Source organism: Kitasatospora sp. NPDC048365 (genome assembly GCF_043200835.1).
GTDB lineage: Bacteria > Actinomycetota > Actinomycetes > Streptomycetales > Streptomycetaceae > Kitasatospora > Kitasatospora terrestris.
In genome coordinates, this window is record NZ_JBICYJ010000070.1 from 18,056 (window position 1) to 36,491 (window position 18,436).

An 18,436-nucleotide genomic window follows, 5' to 3' on the forward strand; every position below is an offset into this window, starting at 1 on the left:
GCTGATCAGAGGGCGCCCGTGCTGGAGTGTCTCCCGTGAACGACCGCCAGCCCTACAAGAGCGACTTATCCGACCCCGATCGAGCCCGTGATCGCCGCTTGGAAAGCCCGATACCGCTCCGTCAGCGGCCACCGGGCAACTACGACATGCGGGCTCTCAACCACGACGAAGGCAGAGGATGCGAGATGCGAACTCGTGAGGGTTGCCCCCAACACGCTTTCCAATTGTTCGTCCGGGTGCCCATGGGCGGTCGCAGGCGTCCCGACCTGCGGCAGAGCGGCACCGCGGCTCGGCGCTGAACGGCGCTGAACGCAATCAGAACCGAACCTGGAGTCAGGGGCCGGTCGTGCCGCCATGGGTTGGGGCGTCGACGATGTGGCGAGCGGCGCGTCACCTGGCGAGCGGCTCGCTGGTGATCGCGGGGCGGACCTTGGTGAGCATCAGGTCGAGGAACTGGTCGGGGTGGCGGAAGCTCGCGAAGTGGCTGGCATCCCGGATGAGGGCGAACTCCTTGGCCGGGGCGGTGACGTCGTCGAAGAACCGCCGGGCCGGCTCGGGCGGGGTGAGCATGTCGCTGTCGCCTTGGAAGATGAAGAACGGGAGCGAGAACGCGGTGCCCTCGGCCCACTCGTTGACGGCCAGGGCCTGCGGTCCGAGCTGTTCCGAGAAGCTCATGCCCTTCATGCAGGCCCGCAGCCCGCGCAACGTGTGCAGGGGTGAGAACCACAGCGAGCGGACCACCACGGTCTTCATGGTGTCGAAGGTCAACGGGTCGGAGGTGACGGCGATCTTGGCGTGCTCCGCCCACTGGTGTGCGTTCCAGGCCGTGGCGTCCGGGCCCATCGCGGTGACGGCGGACAGTTCCTTGCGCTTGCCTGCTTTCCGCAGGCGGTCGCACAGGGCGTGGTAGGCCGAGCTGTCGCGTTCGCCCGCTATGACGTTCTGGTCGGTGCCGACGTAGGCCGAGTACAGGTCGGGGTGGCTGCGGGCCAGGCGCAGCCCGAGGACGGTGCCGAAGGAGTTGGCGACCAGCAGCACCTTTGGGAGGCCGAGCCTGGCGCGGACGTGCTCGGTGACTTCCAGAGCGTCTTGCTGGAGCCGGTCGAGGCTCATCTCGCCCTGTCCGGCCTGGCCGGCGGCGGCGAAGGTCTTGCCGGAGCCGCGCATGTCCCAGCGCACGATCGTGAAGTGCCGCTCCCAGCTGCGGGTGCGGGGGATGAAGACCAGGTTGGAGGCGCCGGGGCCGCCGTGGATCTCCAGGATCACCGGGTTGTGCAGATCCTCGCCGCGGATGGAGACCCACTGGTCGATGCCGCCGATCCGGACGAAGCCGGACTCGTCGATGCCGTTCGGGGTGGTGATGCGCAGTTGCTTGGTGAGGCGGGCGCGCTTGAGCTGCCGGTAGCCGAGCAGGCCGGCGACGGGCATGGCGAGGGCGGCGGCGGTGACGGCGGTGATGGTGGCGAGCATGGTGTACCTCATAAACTGTTTAATGCATCAGCGGTTCTGGTGTGTTTAAGGTATACACAGTTCCGGAGGGCGTCAACCGGCGCCGCGACCAACGAGGGAGAGGGGAGCCGGAAATGGCCAAGGAGAAGGCGCGTGACCTGCGCGCGGGCATCGCACTGCTGTGGGGCGAGCAGGACCAGCCGACCCGCGGCCCCAAGCCGAGCCTCACCCCCGGGCGCATCGCCGAGGCCGCCGTGGCCATCGCCGACACCCAGGACTTGGCGGCCGTCTCCATGAGCAAGGTCGCCGCCGAGTTCGGCATGTCGGCGATGGCGCTATACCGCTATGTGCCGGGTAAGACCGAACTGGTCGAGCTGATGGTCGAGTCCGTCCTCACCCAGGTCCCCGACCTGTCGGCGGCGGGAAGCGGCTGGCGGCCGCAGATCATAGAGTGGGCCCGCCAGTCCGAGCGCATCCACCGCGCGCACCCCTGGCTGCTGGCGGCCACCGCGATGCGCCGTCAGCTCATGGGGCCGCACCAGCTCGGCTGGTTGGACGCGGCACTCGCGGCCCTGGAGCCCACCGGCCTGACTGCGGCCGAGCAGCACCGGGTCTTTATCCTGGTTACCGGCTTCGTGCGCACCCATGTCCAGCAGTTGCTCGACTTCGACGAGGAGCACAGCCGGGAGTGGAACCGCCTCACCGGCGAGCTGCTTGACCGGCACGCCGACCGCTTCCCTGCTCTGACCCGCGCCATCGCCGCCGGCGCCTTCGCCCCCGACGCCACCGACACGCTGGAGTTCGGCCTCGACCGCGTCCTCGACGGCGTCCAGACCCTCATCGACCGCCGCTAGCACGGTGGACCTGGTCGTGGGATCGCTGGGCGGCTATGGCCGCGGCCGAGTGAACCACCCCTGCTCGGCCTCGACCAGGATCCCGCGCTCGACCAGCCGCTTGAGCTTCAGGCGGACGTTGTTGGGCGCGATCTCCACGTCCATCGCCTCGCACACCGCCCGTGCCCGCAACGGAGCGTCGGCTGCGGCGAACACCGCCATGATCTGCTGGTAGGCCGGATGATCCGGCAGCTTCGCGGCCGGCGGCGCGGGCGGCCGCGGATCGGGCAGCTCCAGCAGCGTCTTGCGGGTGATCCGGATCTCCCCGATGGCCTTCTCCAGCCCGTCCAGCAGCGCAGTCAGCTCCGCGATCTTCTCCTGGGCCGTCTCGGCCTGCACGGCGATCTCCCGCTCCCGCTCCTCCAGCCGCACCAGCACCGCGCCCAAGGTCAGCTCCCTGCCGGTCATGCGCCGTGCCATGCGGGGCGGATGTCCCGGTGAGCATCCTCGACATCCGGTCGCTTATGGCCCAGTACACCCTCGACTCGGCGGAGGCGGGCCGATGCTCGTAGTCGCGTACCAGCCTGCGGTGCAGCATCAAGACCCCGTTCGTCTGCTCTACCACCCATCTCTTGGGCTGCGGAACGAACCCGGTGTCTCCGGGGTTGCGCTTCACGACTTCGACTTCGATGCCCACCTTCGCCCATGGTCCCTGACGGTGCTCTTGAAGCCTTGGTCCACCAGGGCCTTCTTCACGATGCCCGGCTCGGTGCTGGCGACCACTCTGTCCAGCAACGCGGTACCGACGGCGTTGTCGTGGACGGAGGCGGCCAGCACCACCACTGCGATCACCAGACCCAGCATGTCAACGGCCAGTCCCCGCTTGCGGCCCGGCACCTTCTTGTTCGCATCCCGCCCCGTGGTGTCGGCCGGGACTCCGGCGGCGGCATGCAGGCTCTGGGTGTCGAGCACTACCAGGCTGGGGTCAGCTAATCGGCCTCTCTTCCCCCGCGCCTGCCAGCGCAGCAGGTCGTGAATGGTCTGGTCGGTGCCGTCGTCGCGCCACTTGTAGAAGTAGCACTTCACCGCGCCGGCGGGCGGAAGGTCGTGGGGGAGGTAGTCCCACTGGCAGCCAGTGCGGGACTGGTACAGCAGGGCGTTGACGATCTCCCGCATGTCGTAGTTGCCCTGGTGGCCGCTCACCGAGCGGTGCCGGGCCTTCCAGGCGGTGATCACGGGCTCGATCAGGGCCCAGCGTTCGTCGGATAAGTCACTCTTGTAGGGCTGGCGGTCGCTCACGGGGGACACTCCAGCACGGCTGGGCCCTCTGGTAAGCGCGGATGCCGCGGTCCCACACGATCCGGCGACGACAGATGCGGCCTCACGTCACATACCGCCCTCTGATGCGGGGCCGTCGGCACCTGTCGGCCGTGGTCGTTCTCGGGCTGTTGCGCGGCAGCAGCCCCTCCCGGGGGCTCTCAGAGGGCAAGCTCCGGCCCTTGCAATAGGTCGATCGGAGAGCGCTGTGACGCCGGGGAGCCTCCGCTTCCGCGATGCCGTTGAAGCAATCACGCTGTGCGTCCCTTCCGACGAGCGGTCCGCGTAGATGGACGCGAGGCGGAAGCCCTCAAGGTGGCGCAGAACGACGACTTCGATGACGGAACCGCGCTCGGAGGCGATTCAGAGATGGCTCGGCGGTAGCCCGGAGCACGCCGGTCCCACTCGTCCCCGGTCGCGGTGCCGGATTGCAGCTGTGAAGCTGTTGGCACCCGCTTACCCGCCGGAGGTTGCCGCAATGGCCGTGGACACATTCATCGCCTACGTGGGCGTGTACGACTCGGTCGCCGACGCCGAGGCCGACTACGACCTGGTCAAGGAGTTGCACACCAAGGCGAACCTGATCGACGCCTACGACGCCGCGGTGATCGACCGGAGGGCCGACGGCAAAGTCAAGATCGCCAAGAAGCACGAGACGCCCACTCGCGTCGGCGGCGTTCTCGGCGGAGGCGTGGGCCTGGCGACCGGTCTGGTCGTGGCGCTGTTCCCGTTCGCCGCGATCGGCGGCGGCCTGCTGGCGGCCACCGCGGGTGGCGGTGCGGTTCTCGGCGCCGTGGCCGGTCACGCGGCCGGCGGAATGAGCCGGCAGGACCTGAAGGAGCTCGGCGAGCGGCTCGACGCAGGCCAGGCGGGCCTCGTCGTCGTCGGTGTCTCCGACATGGGCACGAAGATCGAGGCGGCGATGAAGAAAGCCCAGAAGGTCGAAACGAAACAGTTGAAGGCCGACACCGCCAAGATCGAGACCGACGTCCAGGCCGCCAGCACCTGACGTCCACGCTCCGCCGAGGACGCTCGGACGTGTCGGGGCGCTGCCGCGCGAGCCGCCCTGGCAGAGAACACTGGCCGCCGACACACTGCACTCGGTGGACAGCCCCCGATCACCCGAGGATGCCCAGGAGGCGGCGGATTGGCTGGTGGACCGGTTCTCCCGGCTGGTCCCGGGGTTGCCGGTGGCCGCCGACAACGAGGAGGGCGGCGGCCAGTTCCTCGTCGTCCTGGCCACCAGCCGCCGCTGACCGGGGCCAACCGCCGACCGGCACCGGCCCCCTGGTCCGCGCCAGCTCTGCACCCGGCTCCGGTACAGGAGACCGAGGCCGGTCGAGGGTCGACGAATGCACCACCCGCCGCCTCCGCACCGCCGTACGGCCACCCGCCGGCCTCCGGGACTGGTGGGCTCGCATGTTGAGGTGTCGCGTATTCGCGAGCGGCCTGAGGCAGCAGACACGGTGAGTCACGGCTGGGTCGTGCCGCGGTGGTGGCGGCGCACTGGCAGGACATAGGGGGCCAGACCTTGTGTTGGGCATGACTCGACAGATGGGAGGATCGCCACCATGGCCTTGCCTGAACCCGAGGATCTGACCTCGCTCATCTTGCGCACCGACTTCAGCAGCGACGCGGCGTGGGAGGTGGTGCGAGCGGCGATCGACGGCGCTGATGAGTACCGTCACGCGACATATGTCAACGATCGTTCGTTCAACGGCGTAAGCGTTCAAGCGCTGGTGGACGCAGATGCGGTCGCTGACGACGATGACAAGCTCTGCTACCTATTTGTTGCGGACACGATCACCATGACGGATGAGGAACATCCCCTCCTGGCCGTCGACCTGTATGACGAACCAGGCCGGACGTTTCGGGTTGCACCTCGTTGCTACGCCGACGTCTCTGCCAATTTGACGATCGCCAACATGGACTTCGCCGAGTTCGCCGATGCTGCTGACGCATCGGGCACGTTTCGGGGCTTCGAGGGCGACTGACCCGACGTCGTCATCACAACCCGAGGGGCCCTGCATTCCGTTGTGAGGTCGACGGGTGTCACCGCGTGTGGTCACCGGGGGCGTATCGGCTCCAGGTTCCGCCGGCTTCGGTGACGAGGTGGGTGGTGGTCTTGTCGTGGTAGCCGAGCGCGCGGGCGACGACGGGTGCGGGGGCTTGGAGAACGAGCTGGCGGATCGCTGAGGCCCGACCGCGTTGTGCGGGGACTCCGGCGGCTCGAAGCTGGTCGAGCAGGCTGACCTGGTCCATCGGCTGGCCGGGCTGCCGGCCAGGGAACAGCCAGGCGATGCTGCGGCAGCTGGCTCGGGCCAAGCGGGGCTGTTCTGCCAGGTAGGCGCGCACGAGATCGGCGACGGGTGCGGGCAGCGGCGATGGCGGATCACCGAGACGGACCGTGAGGACGTCGCCGTTGTCGATGACGTCGGCAGTGGTCAACCGGACGATGCGGCTGACGGGTTGGGCATAGAGCAGGACGAGTGCGGCCGCGGTTCGGGTCCGCAGTGGCAGGGTCTCATCGTGCAGGACGCGGCGGAGAACGGCGAGGCGGCGGTGCTGGTGCATCGGTGCCTGGTCCTGCTTGATCACGTGGGTCGGTAGGACGAGTCGGGGCATCACGCCGTTGTCCATGCACCAGCTCAGGAAGGGCTGGGCGGGTCGGCGGGTGGCGTAGTGGTCCGCGTGCCAGGCATCGAGGTCGGCCTGTCGGCACTGGTTACAGGCTGCGAGCCAGCTGAGGAAGGCGTCGGCCTGGGCGATCTGCTGCCGGGCCTCGTGGGTGGGCGAGCGTCCGAGCGGCCCGGCTCCGGCCTTCGCCCGTAGGCGCCGCAGTTGGTGCCAGGCGGCGAACCGGTGAAGGAGTTGGTGACGCGCGGGATCCTCGATGGCTGCGAGCCGCTCGGCCAGCCAGCGTTCGTAGAGCAGGAGCCGGCGGTCGGCCTGGGGCAGGACGTTGCTCTCCATGAGCAGGTCGCGCAGGTGGGCGGCCGTGCGCCAGTGTTCCTGCTGCTGCAGGCCCTCGTGGCTGATCGGGACCCGGCCGCTTGCCAGGTCCTGCAGGAGGCGGATGACGTTGGGGCGACGGAGCCAGATCAGTCTGCTCTTGGGGCGGTCGAGTTCCAGGAGGAGGTCCATGAGTGGCGCCAGCCGGGGGTGGACCTGGCCGGTGCCGTCGTCCAGGAGGTCGGCGAGCCGGTCGGTCAGGGTGCAGCGTTCGCAGAGCCGGCCGCCGAGCAGCATCCCCTCGAAGCCGCAGCAGTCGCAGGAGAAGTCCCGGCTGATCCCCGCACAGTCGCGACAGTTCGGGGCGCCGTCTGGATCGCGGCCGGGCAGCAGTCGGTCGGTGCCGCAGCCTGGACAGTAGCCTCGGACGCGCATGGCGCGCTCGTAGCAGGTGCGGCAGATCGGCCCGTCGGGCCACTCGGCCGACTTCGCCGCCCGCCTGCCGCAGCGTGAGCATGTGCGGATGTGCCAGCGTTCGTACTCCTCCGGCGTCACCGATCAGTCCTCCGTCAGCCTGACCTGCTTGGGTCGGCGAGCGGTCAGGTCGATCGGCGCGTCCTGGCCGACGGCTCGCCGGGCGGTGAGGTTCTCGGCGGAGGTGTTGATCAGGTCGGTAGGCGTGCAGCCGAGGATGTCGCAGAGCGCGGCCAGCACCGGCAGCGAGAGCCGTTCGGGGGTGCCGGAGACCAGGCGGTGGACCTGGGAGGCGGACAGGGTGATGCCGCGCTCGGACAGGTGGGGCATTAGCTCGGTGACGGTGAACATGCCGCGGGCGGCCATCAGCTCGCGCAGGCGCCACCGGTAGCCGATCTGGCGCGGCATCAGGAGATCCTTCCCGGCCGCAGGGCGGCCTCGACGGTGGCGTCCAGGACGCGGCGCAGGGTGCGGGTGCGGAAGTCGGAGGAGACGCAGGTGTAGATCGCGGTGGTGGACGCGTGGTCGTGGCCGACCTGGTGCTGGACGAACAGCGGGTCGAAGCCGTCCTCGATCAGGTGCGTGATGTAGGACCTGCGCAGGGAGTGGAACTCCAGGGCCGGATCCAGGCCGAGCGCATCGCGGTAGACGGCGAAGCGGGAGTCCAGGCGCTGGAGCCCGACCCGCGGTCCGCGCTCGGAGGGCCACAGAGCAGGGCCGCTGGCGTGCCTCATGCCGGGGCGGACCTCGCTGATCCACTCGTCGACGGTGTCGGGTGTCCACCGCCAGACGGTCAGCACGCTCCGGCGCTTGGGCGGCGAGCCCTTCTTCGCCTTGCCGTAGCGGACCTGGAGGGCGCCGTACTCTCCGAACTCCCGCCCTTCGGGGTTGCGGCCGAAGTCGGTGAGGTCGAGCATGCGGGTCTCGTTGCGCCGCAGCCCGTAGGCGTAGGCGGTCTTGAACAGGGCGGCGTCGCGGAAAGCCGGCAGCCAGCCCTTGCGACCCTTGCCACGGACCCGCAGCACCTGGTCGTCGGCGTAGTCGAAGAACGCCTCCAACTCGGGCTTGGTGAACGCCCGGCGCTCCGGCTCGCCCTCGTCCGCGTGCACCGCCGCGTTCCACTCGTGGACCACCTGGACCGGGTGCGTGCCGAACAGGCGCAGGCACTCCTCCGCCCACCCGTAGGCCGGGTTGGTCAGGAAGTCGCAGAACTGCCGCACGGCGCCCTGGTAGTTGCGCAGGGTGGAGCAGACGCAGCCGTGGACCGAGCGGAGATCCGCCGACCACTCGTCGACGTGCTGCGGCGCCCACTGCCACGGCAGGACATCGGCGTGCCGGGTAAAGGCCCGCACCGTCCGCTCCTGGTCGGATACGTACCCGTGCGACAGGTTCCGCGCGCGCTGCTGGTTGCGCCAGCCCTGGAGCATCGCCTCGAAGACCTGCTCGTCCGGCCGCAGCATCGGCAGGCCGTCGATCAGGTGCAGGCGAGCAGACCCCGGTGCGAGGCCGCCCTGACTCATCCGCCATCACTCTCCGTCGATCGCATTGGACGCGAGTTTTTCGCATCTGATGCGAGTCGGCGGCGTTTCCCCAGCTCAATCGCTCGATGGAGTGAAGGAGCCCGCGCTAGGCCGACGCAGTCGCTACCGTCATCTATGCACTGCCGGGTGCAACGTCCCTGGCAGTCCCGGCAGCGGCCGACGGTCAGCGAGTTCCAGGCTCGGTGTCGCCTATTCGTATCCGATGCGATTGGCGTCGGTAGGAGGATCGGAACGGCCAGTAGCGGGAGTGTTCAGCCGGTAGTGAGTTGCCCGCGGATCCGGTCGGCGGCGCGGCGGGTTGGCCCGCCACCAACTACCAGGTCGAACTCCTCGATCGCACGCATCATCCGCACACCTCTCGTCATCACGTCCGGGCAGCCCGGCCGCCGCGCGGCGCCACCGACGCACCCGTCTGGCACGTCACGAGTAGGACCGGGTTCCGCGGCGGCTGCGCCACCGCATGGGATGCGCGACAACCTGGCACGAGCTCAGGTACCCGATGAGGATGGTCGTCCGCGTCGACGACGAAGGTCAGCTGCACGATCGTTCCCCCTTCACTGGCGAGGGGCAGCTTCCCGGAGTTCCACCGACGGCGTGTCTGGCAGTCAGGCACCGGGTGACGGATCGTCGGAGGAACGCGCACACGACGCCTCCCGACGTGGTGCTCGGGCTACGTCTCGAAGCATGGCAAACGTAACAAAAGCTACTAACTAGCTTAGCTTCGCTTCACTGACCCACCCGGCGCCGCAGGCAGCCTAACCGCCTAACCGCCTAACCGCCTCGGCCTCGCTCCGACGCTCATCGTGGGAGCGCCCTGCCTGGAGCCGGTGCCTGATCGCGGGCCTTCTCTTGATTGTGCGCCAGTTCGGCCAGAGGCGGCGACGTCCTGGCCGAATTCAAAGGCCGCGGAGTCGCGGACCCTGCATGGTCGCTCGCAGCCAGTACTTGGCGCCCTCGCTGCCGTCACTGAACCTCTTTCATTCTGAGTTTTGCCAGGTCAGGAGGGTGTGGACGGCGGTGATGGTTCGGCTGATGCGGTTGGTTGAGCATCGGGTCCGTCGTAGGAGTCGCCAGGATTTCAGCCGGGCGAAGGCGCGTTCGCCGGGTGCTCGGAGGCGGGCGTGGTCGCGGTTGTACTGCTGGTAGTGCTCGGGCAGTTCGTGATGTCGGTGGTAGGGGGTGCGGACGGTGGCGCCGGCACCTTGGTAGGCCCGGTCCGCCAGGACCAGGATCTCGCGGGTCGGGCAGGCCTGGACGATTCCGTGGGCGCGGGCGGTGGTCAGGTCGTGGGTGCGGCCGGGTAGAGCTCGGGAGAACCACAGCGGTGTGCCGTCGGGTGTGGCAACGACCTGCACGTTCATCCCGTGCTTGCGGTGTTTCTGCGAGTAGTGCGGCTCGTCCGTGGCGATCCGGTCGGTCGGGATCAGGGTGCCGTCGACGATCACGAGGTCGCCCTCGCCCAGGCCCACCAGCGCCTCGCGCAGACCCGGGGCCCATGCGGCCAGGAGCTCGAGGGTCTCGTCGACGTACCGCCAGGCGGTCGTCTCCGAGACCCCGAAGCCGGCTCCGACCTGCGCAAGAGTCTCGTTCTTCCGCAGATGGGCCAGAGTGAGCAGAGCCTGCTTGAAGCAGCTCAAGCGCCGCCAACGCGAACGCAGTTCACGCCTTCGGGCGTAGATCAGCCACGAGACGTGCTCAACGAGTTCGTGCGGGACGTCGAGCATGGCAGGATACGGAACCAAGCGAGGCTCCTCGGTCGAGGCATGGTGCGTAGAGAACACCAGCGCAACGACCAGGAGCCTCGCCTTGTTGCTCCACCCCGCTGACCAGGCATTTCACCCTGCCGAGACAGGATGAAAGAGGTTCACTGACTTCTCGGCGGCCTCGCGGATGAGCCGGCCCGTTTCTCAGGGCGCTCCTCGGCCGCTGGGACAGCGTCGCCCATCAGGTCGGAAACCCCCTGAGCGGTGCAGAACTTCGCAGAAGCATCCAGGTATCGCAATCCTTTGCCCCAGTTTTGGAACATCCCGGGTGCCGCCGCGGCCCGGGCGCGCACGACTGCTCAGAGATCGGCTCGCGGTCGAATTGCGTGATCTTGTCGCGCGCAGGTGGCGGTCCCTGACCGCAGCCGGCTGTCAGCTCTCCGGTTGTCGGGTTCGGGCAGTGAGTCCGGGGGTGACGAGGGTGAGCCAGCGGTTCCGGGCGGCGGGTGGCTGGTCGGTGGGTGCGGTGGAGAACAGTAGGTAGATGTCGTTGACGGTGACGTCCGCGTGGATGTCGCCGTCGGCCTGCCCGGCACGGATGAGGCCGGCGACGGCCGAGCCTGCGCGGTCCTCGTCGGCGCGGTCACCCGGCTCCGCCCCGAGGGTCTGAGCGGCGGCCTTGACGGCGCGGTCGGTGACGGACTGTTCGACGACACGGCCGAGGAACGCGGTGAGCTCGTCGAGGGCGCGGCCTGTGCCGTCGGCTACGCGGGCGAGCGCGGCCTCGGCGTCGTCGGCGACGCGGGCGACGTACTCGGCAACGACGGCAGCGACCAGGTCGGTCTTGGTGGGGAAGTGCCGGTACAGGGTGCCCACGGCCACGCCCGCGGCGGCGGCGATCTCGTCCATCCCCACATCGGGGCCGTGGGCGGTGATCTGTCCACCGGCGGCGGTGAGGATCTTCTTACGGTTGCGGACCGCGTCGGCGCGCGGCGCCCTGGCCTGGGTCACGGAGGTGCCTGCCCTTCCACTTGCATCAAGGTGAACTGTGGTTCAGGATAGATAGTGAACCTGAGTTCATCTTAATCGTGAGGACCCCGCCATGCCCGCCAAGACCGCCCTCGTCACCGGTGCCTCCTCCGGCATCGGGGAAGCCACCGCCCTCAAGCTGCAGGAACTCGGCTACACCGTCTACGGCGCCGCCCGGCGCGCCGACCGCCTCGCCACGCTCGCCGAGCGCGGCATCCGCCCGCTCGCGATGGACGTCACCGACGACGCTTCGATGCGGGCCGGCGTCAAGCAGATCGTCGCCGACACCGGCCGTATCGACGTCCTGGTCAACAACGCCGGCTACGGCTCCTACGGCGCCCTGGAAGACGTCCCCCTGGACGAGGCCCGCCGCCAGTTCGAGGTCAACGTCTTCGGCGCGATCCGCCTGACCCAGCTCGTCCTGCCCCACATGCGCACCCGCCGATCCGGCACCGTCGTCAACGTCACCTCCATGGGCGGCAAGATCTACACCCCGCTCGGCGGCTGGTACCACGGCACCAAGTTCGCCCTCGAAGCCCTCAGCGACTGCCTGCGCCTGGAAGCCAAGCCCTTCGGCATCGACGTCGTCGTCATCGAACCCGGCGGCATCGCCACCGAATGGGGCGCCATCGCCGCCGACAAACTGGAGAAGTCCTCCACCGGCGGCCCCTACGCCGCCCAGGCCACCGTCGTCGCCTCCTCCCTGCGCTCCGAGGCCAACGCCAAGCGCAACTCCCCGCCCTCCGTCATCGCCGACGCCATCGGCAAGGCCGTCACCGCCCGCCGCCCCAGGACCCGCTATGCCACCGGCTTCGGCGCCCGCCCCCTGATCGCCCTGCGCCGCGTCCTGCCCGACCGCGCTTTCGATGCCGTCATCTCCCGCGCTGTGGGCCTGCCCCGCTGAACTACTCGACGGACAGAGGGTGGTGACGGGCCTCACCACGTGTTCGATTCGTCCCGGCTCGCCCCGCGCCTCAGGCCGCGTCACTCGGCAGAGCATCCTGAGACCGAGGCCGGAGGGCCCGTCCTGTGTGGGGCCGCAACCTCGCGGGTCGGCGGCTGGGTGTTCCACGGGCCCGGTCGCGAATCGGCCCGTGATCTCGGGGTAGACGGTGTGGCGCGCATCAAGAAGGAGGAGTCATGCCTGCCGGCTCGAGCAAGAAGCGTGAACGCCAGTACGAGCACATCAAGGAGAGCGCGCTGGACCGTGGAGAGAGCAAGAAGCGGGCAGCGGAGATCGCGTCCCGCACCGTGAACAAGGAACGGGCCCGGCAGGGCGAGTCAAAAACTGCCAGCCGCTCTTCCACCCGCGACACGTCCTCCTCCCGGCGCGGTGGCCAGCGCTCGCACTCCGGCTCCCAGGGACCGACGAGGGAGCAGCTCTACAACGAGGCCAAGCAGCGCAACATCCACGGCCGCTCGAAGATGAACAAGAAGGAACTCGCCAACGCCCTCGGCCGCTGATCGCGGTTTCCTTGGCGGCCGAGGGGCGGCAACGCTCGCGCAACGGCTCGGTTTCCGTGGAAGGTAAGAACGTCTCCCGCGAGGACGGCACAGGGCGGGAGGGGCCGCGTCCGCTGGAGTGGTGTATTGACGGCCACTCGGTGATCCGGTGAGGCTAGGCGCTGAGCGCGGTCGTGGGGGCCTCGTCGGGGTTTCTCCGCGATCGAGTGGAAGCGGCAGCGACCCAGGATCTCGGAGCAGATGTAGCGACGCTGTTCTGCCCATTCGCCGCCGCTCTGCTCGGCCAGGACCGCGCCGACCATGCGGATGTTCATGGAGCGGTCGGAAGATCGCGACGACGTCGGTACGACGGCGGATCTCCTAATGCCATGCGTACGAGGTTCCGGACGGTGCCGCTCAGGCCCGCCCGAGACCTACGGAGCCGATGCCTGGGATCTCCTCGTCTATGAGGCCTCGAACAAGATCGGCACAGTCTCCGCAGCGTGTTTCGTGGCGTCCGGTGGACGCCGGGATGACTCCGAGGCCCCTTTGGTCCGGCGAGATCTTGGACAAGACAGGCAGCTCCCGACGCCTTCCGGGCGCCACGAAACACGCAGGGCCTGCCCGCCGTTGGCCGTGGTGGTGCGAGCCCGCCGCACGGTCACCTCCCCCTTCTCCGCGAGCCGACGAGCTTTGGGACAGACCGAGGCCCGTGCGGTGCGCTGGTGCCGCGAACGGCTAGTGAGATGGCGGACCGAAGAGTCCTGGCATTAGGTCGCCGCGTGGCCCGCATGAGCTCGTGACCAGTACAGACAACCAGACGAAAGGCATACACATGGCGGTGTTCTGCGGCATCGACTGGGCGGAGAAGCACCACGACGTCGCCCTGGTCGGTGACAGCGGCCAGATGCTCGCCAAGACCCGTATCAGTGACGACGCGGCGGGCTGCCGCAAGCTCCTCGACCTGCTCGCCGAGCACGGTGACAACGGGGTCGGTGGTGATGCTCATCGAGCCGGTCAGTGCGGCGGTGCTTGCCGTGCTGTTCTTCGGTGAGCGGCTCACCGAGGCCACGGTCATCGGCACGGTGCTGATGCTCGTGGCCGTCGCAGGCCTCGCCGTTGCCGAGTCACGGCGGGCCGAGACGGGCTGACCGGTCGTCAGATGACCTGAGGCGAGTGTGGTGCGCCGGGTCTTGGCTCCGGCGCACCACGCTCGTGTCACATGACCGCATCCCGTCTCCTGCGGCTCACGCCAGAGCGCACCCCCGAAGCCTTCGTGCGGGTGCCGCACCGTGTTCCTCAGCGCTGTTGGCCGTTGCCGTGTCCGTCGGGATGCAGGACCACCTTGGTCCAGCCCTCGTCGCGGGCGTCGAAGTGCTCGTACGCGGTGGGGGCCTCGTCCAGGCTGAGCTCGTGGGAGACGACGAAGCTCGGTATCGCCCTCCCGCCGGCGATCAGGTCCCGCAGCGCTCGGTTGTACTTCTTCACCGGCGCCTGGCCGGTCCCCATGCGCTGGCCCTTCAGCCACATCATCCCGAAGTCGATCGGAACCTTTCCCTGCGCTTCCAGCTCTCCCTGAGCCTCCTTGCCGCCGGGGTCCTGGGGCAGGAACACCCCCACCACGCCGATATCGCCCGTGAACCTGACCGAGTCGATCAGGCCGTTGAGGGTGAGGCCGGCGTCCTCCTGTCCCTGGGGGTCGTGTGCCTGGTAGCCGACGCATTCGCAGCCGTTGTCGGCTCCGAGGCCGAGGGTGGCCTCCTTGACGATCTCTGCCGGGTCCTGCTCGGCGGTGTTGATCGGGATGGCACCGATGTCCTCCGCCATTTGCAGCCGGTCGCGCTGGTGGTCGGCCACCCAGATGCGGCTGGCGCCCCTGAGGAGGGCCGAGTAGGCGGCCATCAGCCCGACGGGACCGGCTCCGAAGATGATCGTCTGGTCGCCCGGCTTGACGTGGGCCATCTCGGTGGCGTGGTAGCCGGTGGGGAAGATGTCGGCGAGCATCACGTAGTCGGTCTGCCGCTCGACGGCGTCCTCGCCCAGCCGCAGGGCGTTGAAGTCGCCGTAGGGAACGCGCAGCAGCTCCGCCTGGCCGCCCTGGTAGGGGCCCATGTCGGCGAATCCGTAGGCGGCTCCCGCGAGGGCGGGTTCGGGCTGCATGGTCAGGCAGTAGTTGGTCAGGCCCCGCTCGCACTGCTGGCAGAAGCCGCAGGCGATGTTGAAGGGCAGGACCACGTAGTCGCCGACCTGGACCTTGCGGACGGCCGAGCCGACCTCCACGACCTGGCCCATGTTCTCGTGGCCCATCGTTCGGCCGGTCTCGAACGAGGTGCGGCCCTCGTACATGTGCAGGTCCGAGCCGCAGATGTTGGTGGTGGTGATCTGGACGATGATGTCGCAGGGATGTTCGATCTTCGGGTCCGGCACGTCCTTCACCGTGACCGTCCGCGGTCCCTCGTATACCGCTGCTTTCATGGGACTTCCCTCTTGCCGTGGCATGACTGCTTGCACGGCGATGATGAGGCGGCGCAGGAGCCCGCCTCGCGAAGTGGCACGACGTCGTCGGTGCCTCCGGCGCGCCTCTACGGGCCGTTCCACCCGGATCAGGTGGAACGAGGGCGCCGCCACCGGCCCGCCAGGCCGAGCTTCGGCGCTCCGGCGGCGTGCCAAGCGGCTGCCTGCCGGCCTGGACGTGAAACAACCACTCACCGGCGAGGCTCCGGCGCCCGCTCCCGCCGTCCGCCCGATGTCAGCGAGCCGCGCCAGGACAGGACGATGGGGGCGAGGGCGGTGCCGGCGGCCGACATTCCCCGAACCAGGACATGCCCACGACTGCCGTGCACTCCGACTGCACCCGCGCTCGCACGGGATCAGCAGAGCCGCAGTCGCGTCACGTAGTCGGCATTCGTGCCGTAGCCGGCGAACGTGACCATGTCCCCCGGCTCGGTGTACCGGCAGGGACTGGACGCGCCACTGACGTAGGCGAGTTGTACGGAGTAGGGCTGGGTGCAGGCGTTGGTGACGAAGGTGTAGCGCCAGTCGCTGGAGTAGCTCAGGCACGGGGGTGCGGTCTCTCGCCAGGTGTCGGCGAAGGTGAGGGTGCCGGTCGGCGGAGTGACGCCGGTGCGATTGTCGCCGTCCTCCCAGATGACGGTGCCGCCGGGGCCCTTTTTCAGGTACTTGTACTGGACGGCCGTGTTGGGCGGCAGCTGGGCTGCGCCGGTCCACGACGCGGTGCCGGCGTCGGTGTGCAGGGGGACGGCCTTGACCGGGTCCCACCCACCGAGCTCGGCGAGGTTGCCGACGACGAAGAGGTTCTGGTCTCCCGTAGTGGTGGCCGCGGCGCGGAAGGTGGTGGCCACGGGGGTGCCCGTGGCGACGTTCCAACGGTCGTCGAGGGCCGTCTCGCCCTGGGGCGGAGTCAGGGAGCGGTTGGGGGTGTTCTCCCAGGTCAGGTCGCCGGCGGCGGTGCGCTTGAGGTACTTGTACTGAACCGAGCCACCCGGGGTGATTCGCACGGTGGCCGACCAGGTCGGATACGCCCTGGCATCCGTGGTGAGGGGGACCGCCTTCGCGGTGTCCCAGGCGCCCAACTCGGGTGAGCTGCCCGCGAGCAGGACGGTGTCGCCGTAGTCGGTGGTGGCGTTGAGCTTGAACGTCACGGTGGCGTCCCCGGAGCCGGCGGCGTGGGCGCGAACGGCGGTGCCGCCGAGTAAGGCCAGGAGCGACGCACCGAGCAGGAGCGCGCGTCCGAGCGCGGCGGCGCGGGCAGTGGTCAGGGTCATGCGGCTTCCCTTTCACGAGCACGGGTACGGCGGCGCGAGGCCGCTCTCTGCGCCACATCTCAACATGAGTTGGAATAAAAGGCAGGCTCAAGTCGGGTCGCGTGTTCATCTATGGAAGCTAATCGGCCGTGCTCGCGGTAATGCCTTCGTAACTTGTTCAACGGTTGAACGGGCGTGGAGGGTGTGATGTCCCTCTTTGTGTGCGCGTCGGTCGGTCCCGCCCCGCCGCGGGGCGGGACATGCCTCTTGCGCAAGATGGCGAAAAATATTTCAGGCGCCGCGCGGCGGGCCCGTCGGCGGGCGAGCTCGGCCGACGGGCACGGCGTGCAGGCAGGTGGGTGGGGCCGGGTGGGAGCCGGGGTCGAGGACTCGGGCGGCGCCGGCGTGGATCTCCACCCGCAAGCCGGTTCTCGTGTCGCCGTATACAGGGGCGCCGGCCGCCGTGTGGCTGCCGGTGAACTCGGCGATCACGATGTGCGGCGGGGAGTGCGAGCCGAACGGTCCCGGCAGCGTGACCGCGTAGCGCGGGGCGCCGGTCATGGCGGTGCCCCATCGGGTGCGTGGGCGGGCAGCGTCAGGGCAGAGGTCGGTCCGGGCGCTTGCCTGTCTGACCCGGGGCTCCGGCACGGAGTCGCTCGGCCGCTTGTCGGCCGGTCCTTCTCGCATGGCTTCGTCCTCTCCGGTACGCGGGTCGGCGGTCCGCTCGAGCCCGGATCGGCCGGGCGTCGCGGCAGTCGAGTCGCACCGGATCGCGCGCTTTCCGCGTCGGTGGCTGCCGCCGACGCCGGGCCGGGGTGGGCGTGTCAGGCCGCGGTGGTGAATTCGGCGCGGCCGAACAGCAGGGCCCAGCCGCGCGGGAGGTGGTCGAGGATCCGGCTGGTCAGGTGGTGGCCGGCGAGGTCGCCGAGGGCGGTCAGCACGGTGGAGACGTCCCAGCGGGCGGAAGTGAGGCTGGTGCCCAGGGCGTCGGCCACCGCTTCGACGAAGGCGGGTGCGGTGACCGGCTCGGGCAGTGGGATCTGCGCGGCGAAGAGGACCCGCGACCGTTCGGGCAGGACGGCGGCGAGGTCGCAACGGTCCTCGGCGGTGAGCTGGGAGCCCAGCAGGGCCAGGACCGTGTCAAGGACGCGCCCGGCTTCGTCCTCGCTGGGGTAGCGGCCGAGGGTTCGGACCTGCTGCAGAAGGCGGCGGTGACGTGTCATGGATGGTGGCCTTCCGGATCGGGCCGCGACGAGCGGTGTGCGGCGCGGGGGCTGCGGGTCGGGTCAGGGGCGCCGGCCGGGTGCGGGCCGGCCGAACAGCAGGTCGTAGCCGGGGGGCAGCTGGAACAGGATCCGGTCCAGCAGGTCTTCGCCGGCCGCGTCCACCACGGTGGACAGGACCGCGCCGACGTCCCACAGGGCCGTGGTCGCGGTGGCGCCGTCGATCCAGGCGGCGGTGGCCCGGACGAACCGGTCGGGGCTGAGCGGTTCGGCGGCCTGCAGCGGGTTGAGCAGGATCAGGGCGAGGGTCTCCGGGAGGCGTCGGGCGAGGTCGGCCCGGACGTCACCGACGAGATGGGCACCGAGCAGTGCCAGAACGACGCGGGCCGAGCGTTCCGCTTCGTCGGGCGTCTTGTATTCACCGCGTTCCTGGACATGCCCGAGGAACGCTTCCCATCGCAGGGTCACCGCGGTCTCCTCCCTCCGTGGGGTCGGAAACGGGTCATGGGATCGGAGTTCCGCGCCGCCCCTGGGGAGGCGGGGCGGCGTGGAACGTCCGGTGCGGGCGGGCCGTCAGGCCTGGATCTGCTTGCGGGCGCCGTTGTGGCTGATCGCGATCTTGCGGGGCTTGGCCTTCTCGGCGACCGGGATCCTGAGGGTCAGCACGCCGGCGTCGTAGTCGGCGCTGATCCCGGCGGGGTCGAGGGT

General features: G+C 69.3%; 20 protein-coding genes and 3 pseudogenes. 8 read left to right on the forward strand and 15 right to left on the reverse strand.

All coding sequences use genetic code 11. The features are described 5' to 3' along the window. Positions 1–390: 390 nt before the first annotated feature. A complete protein-coding gene (locus tag ACGFX4_RS39025; RefSeq protein WP_393085515.1) occupies positions 391–1,482 on the reverse strand; it encodes an alpha/beta fold hydrolase in 1,092 nt (363 codons plus the stop codon). Positions 1,483–1,583: 101 nt separating this feature from the next. On the opposite strand from ACGFX4_RS39025, the gene ACGFX4_RS39030 reads away from it, so the two are divergent. Beyond that, positions 1,584–2,303 (forward strand): TetR/AcrR family transcriptional regulator, encoded by a 720-nt coding sequence (locus tag ACGFX4_RS39030; protein ID WP_393085517.1) that lies wholly within the window; start codon positions 1,584–1,586, stop codon positions 2,301–2,303. A gap of 33 nt (positions 2,304–2,336) precedes the next feature. On the opposite strand, the gene ACGFX4_RS39035 is transcribed toward ACGFX4_RS39030, so the two are convergent. Next, positions 2,337–2,750 (reverse strand): hypothetical protein, encoded by a 414-nt coding sequence (locus tag ACGFX4_RS39035; protein ID WP_393085519.1) that lies wholly within the window; start codon positions 2,748–2,750, stop codon positions 2,337–2,339. A gap of 13 nt (positions 2,751–2,763) precedes the next feature. Then, positions 2,764–3,581 (reverse strand): annotated as a pseudogene (locus ACGFX4_RS39040) (IS5 family transposase); the annotation flags it as partial. Between the two features lie 496 nt (positions 3,582–4,077). Between ACGFX4_RS39040 and ACGFX4_RS39045 the strand changes: the two are divergent. The 3 genes from ACGFX4_RS39045 (at position 4,078) to ACGFX4_RS39055 (ending at position 5,593) form a co-directional block, all read left to right on the forward strand. After that, complete coding sequence (locus ACGFX4_RS39045; protein WP_393085521.1) at positions 4,078–4,608, forward strand: hypothetical protein; 531 nt, start codon at positions 4,078–4,080, stop codon at positions 4,606–4,608. 94 nt (positions 4,609–4,702) lie between these two features. Further along, the gene (locus ACGFX4_RS39050) at positions 4,703–4,855 is read left to right on the forward strand and encodes a hypothetical protein (protein ID WP_393085552.1); all 153 of its coding nucleotides are present in this window, start codon (positions 4,703–4,705) and stop codon (positions 4,853–4,855) included. A 315-nt stretch (positions 4,856–5,170) separates the two neighbouring features. Then, complete coding sequence (locus ACGFX4_RS39055; protein WP_393085523.1) at positions 5,171–5,593, forward strand: DUF6924 domain-containing protein; 423 nt, start codon at positions 5,171–5,173, stop codon at positions 5,591–5,593. Positions 5,594–5,651: 58 nt separating this feature from the next. Here the strand turns inward: ACGFX4_RS39055 and ACGFX4_RS39060 are convergent, their stop codons facing one another. The 5 genes from ACGFX4_RS39060 to ACGFX4_RS39080 all read right to left on the reverse strand — a co-directional run bounded on the left by ACGFX4_RS39060 (position 5,652) and on the right by ACGFX4_RS39080 (position 11,280). After that, a complete protein-coding gene (locus tag ACGFX4_RS39060; protein WP_393085525.1) occupies positions 5,652–7,106 on the reverse strand; it encodes a hypothetical protein in 1,455 nt (484 codons plus the stop codon). Positions 7,107–7,109: 3 nt separating this feature from the next. Beyond that, on the reverse strand, positions 7,110–7,433 hold the full coding sequence (locus tag ACGFX4_RS39065) for a helix-turn-helix domain-containing protein (protein WP_393085527.1): 324 nt from the start codon (positions 7,431–7,433) through the stop codon (positions 7,110–7,112). Then, complete coding sequence (locus tag ACGFX4_RS39070; protein ID WP_393085529.1) at positions 7,433–8,545, reverse strand: tyrosine-type recombinase/integrase; 1,113 nt, start codon at positions 8,543–8,545, stop codon at positions 7,433–7,435. Before ACGFX4_RS39070 ends, ACGFX4_RS39065 begins: the two co-directional genes overlap by 1 nt. A gap of 998 nt (positions 8,546–9,543) precedes the next feature. Continuing rightward, positions 9,544–10,290: a transposase family protein gene (locus tag ACGFX4_RS39075; RefSeq protein ID WP_393085531.1), complete on the reverse strand. Its 747-nt coding sequence runs from the start codon at positions 10,288–10,290 to the stop codon at positions 9,544–9,546. 411 nt (positions 10,291–10,701) lie between these two features. Beyond that, positions 10,702–11,280 (reverse strand): TetR/AcrR family transcriptional regulator, encoded by a 579-nt coding sequence (locus ACGFX4_RS39080; protein ID WP_393085533.1) that lies wholly within the window; start codon positions 11,278–11,280, stop codon positions 10,702–10,704. Between the two features lie 91 nt (positions 11,281–11,371). Here ACGFX4_RS39080 and ACGFX4_RS39085 point away from each other — a divergent pair, with 91 nt between their 5' ends. After that, entirely contained in the window at positions 11,372–12,202 is an 831-nt protein-coding gene (locus ACGFX4_RS39085; protein WP_393085535.1) for an oxidoreductase, read from the forward strand. 236 nt (positions 12,203–12,438) lie between these two features. Next, the gene (locus tag ACGFX4_RS39090; protein WP_393085537.1) at positions 12,439–12,762 is read left to right on the forward strand and encodes a plasmid stabilization protein; all 324 of its coding nucleotides are present in this window, start codon (positions 12,439–12,441) and stop codon (positions 12,760–12,762) included. 200 nt (positions 12,763–12,962) lie between these two features. Here the strand turns inward: ACGFX4_RS39090 and ACGFX4_RS39095 are convergent. After that, positions 12,963–13,122, reverse strand: a pseudogene (locus tag ACGFX4_RS39095) (IS256 family transposase); the annotation flags it as partial. A gap of 454 nt (positions 13,123–13,576) precedes the next feature. On the opposite strand from ACGFX4_RS39095, the pseudogene ACGFX4_RS39100 reads away from it, so the two are divergent. Further along, positions 13,577–13,729, forward strand: a pseudogene (locus ACGFX4_RS39100) (transposase); the annotation flags it as partial. A 49-nt stretch (positions 13,730–13,778) separates the two neighbouring features. Then, positions 13,779–13,892: a hypothetical protein gene (locus ACGFX4_RS39105; RefSeq protein WP_393085539.1), complete on the forward strand. Its 114-nt coding sequence runs from the start codon at positions 13,779–13,781 to the stop codon at positions 13,890–13,892. A 148-nt stretch (positions 13,893–14,040) separates the two neighbouring features. Here the strand turns inward: ACGFX4_RS39105 and ACGFX4_RS39110 are convergent, their stop codons facing one another. From ACGFX4_RS39110 to ACGFX4_RS39135, 6 genes are all read right to left on the reverse strand, one after another. Continuing rightward, the gene (locus ACGFX4_RS39110; RefSeq protein WP_393085541.1) at positions 14,041–15,216 is read right to left on the reverse strand and encodes a glutathione-independent formaldehyde dehydrogenase; all 1,176 of its coding nucleotides are present in this window, start codon (positions 15,214–15,216) and stop codon (positions 14,041–14,043) included. A gap of 395 nt (positions 15,217–15,611) precedes the next feature. Continuing rightward, entirely contained in the window at positions 15,612–16,526 is a 915-nt protein-coding gene (locus ACGFX4_RS39115; RefSeq protein ID WP_393085543.1) for a carbohydrate-binding module family 20 domain-containing protein, read from the reverse strand. Positions 16,527–16,796: 270 nt separating this feature from the next. Beyond that, on the reverse strand, positions 16,797–17,066 hold the full coding sequence (locus tag ACGFX4_RS39120; protein ID WP_393085544.1) for a DUF6296 family protein: 270 nt from the start codon (positions 17,064–17,066) through the stop codon (positions 16,797–16,799). 263 nt (positions 17,067–17,329) lie between these two features. Then, positions 17,330–17,728: a DUF2267 domain-containing protein gene (locus ACGFX4_RS39125; RefSeq protein ID WP_393085546.1), complete on the reverse strand. Its 399-nt coding sequence runs from the start codon at positions 17,726–17,728 to the stop codon at positions 17,330–17,332. 63 nt (positions 17,729–17,791) lie between these two features. After that, positions 17,792–18,196 (reverse strand): DUF2267 domain-containing protein, encoded by a 405-nt coding sequence (locus ACGFX4_RS39130; protein WP_393085548.1) that lies wholly within the window; start codon positions 18,194–18,196, stop codon positions 17,792–17,794. Positions 18,197–18,301: 105 nt separating this feature from the next. Then, on the reverse strand, positions 18,302–18,436 hold a 135-nt coding region (locus tag ACGFX4_RS39135; RefSeq protein ID WP_393085550.1), incomplete at its 5' end, for an Hsp20/alpha crystallin family protein.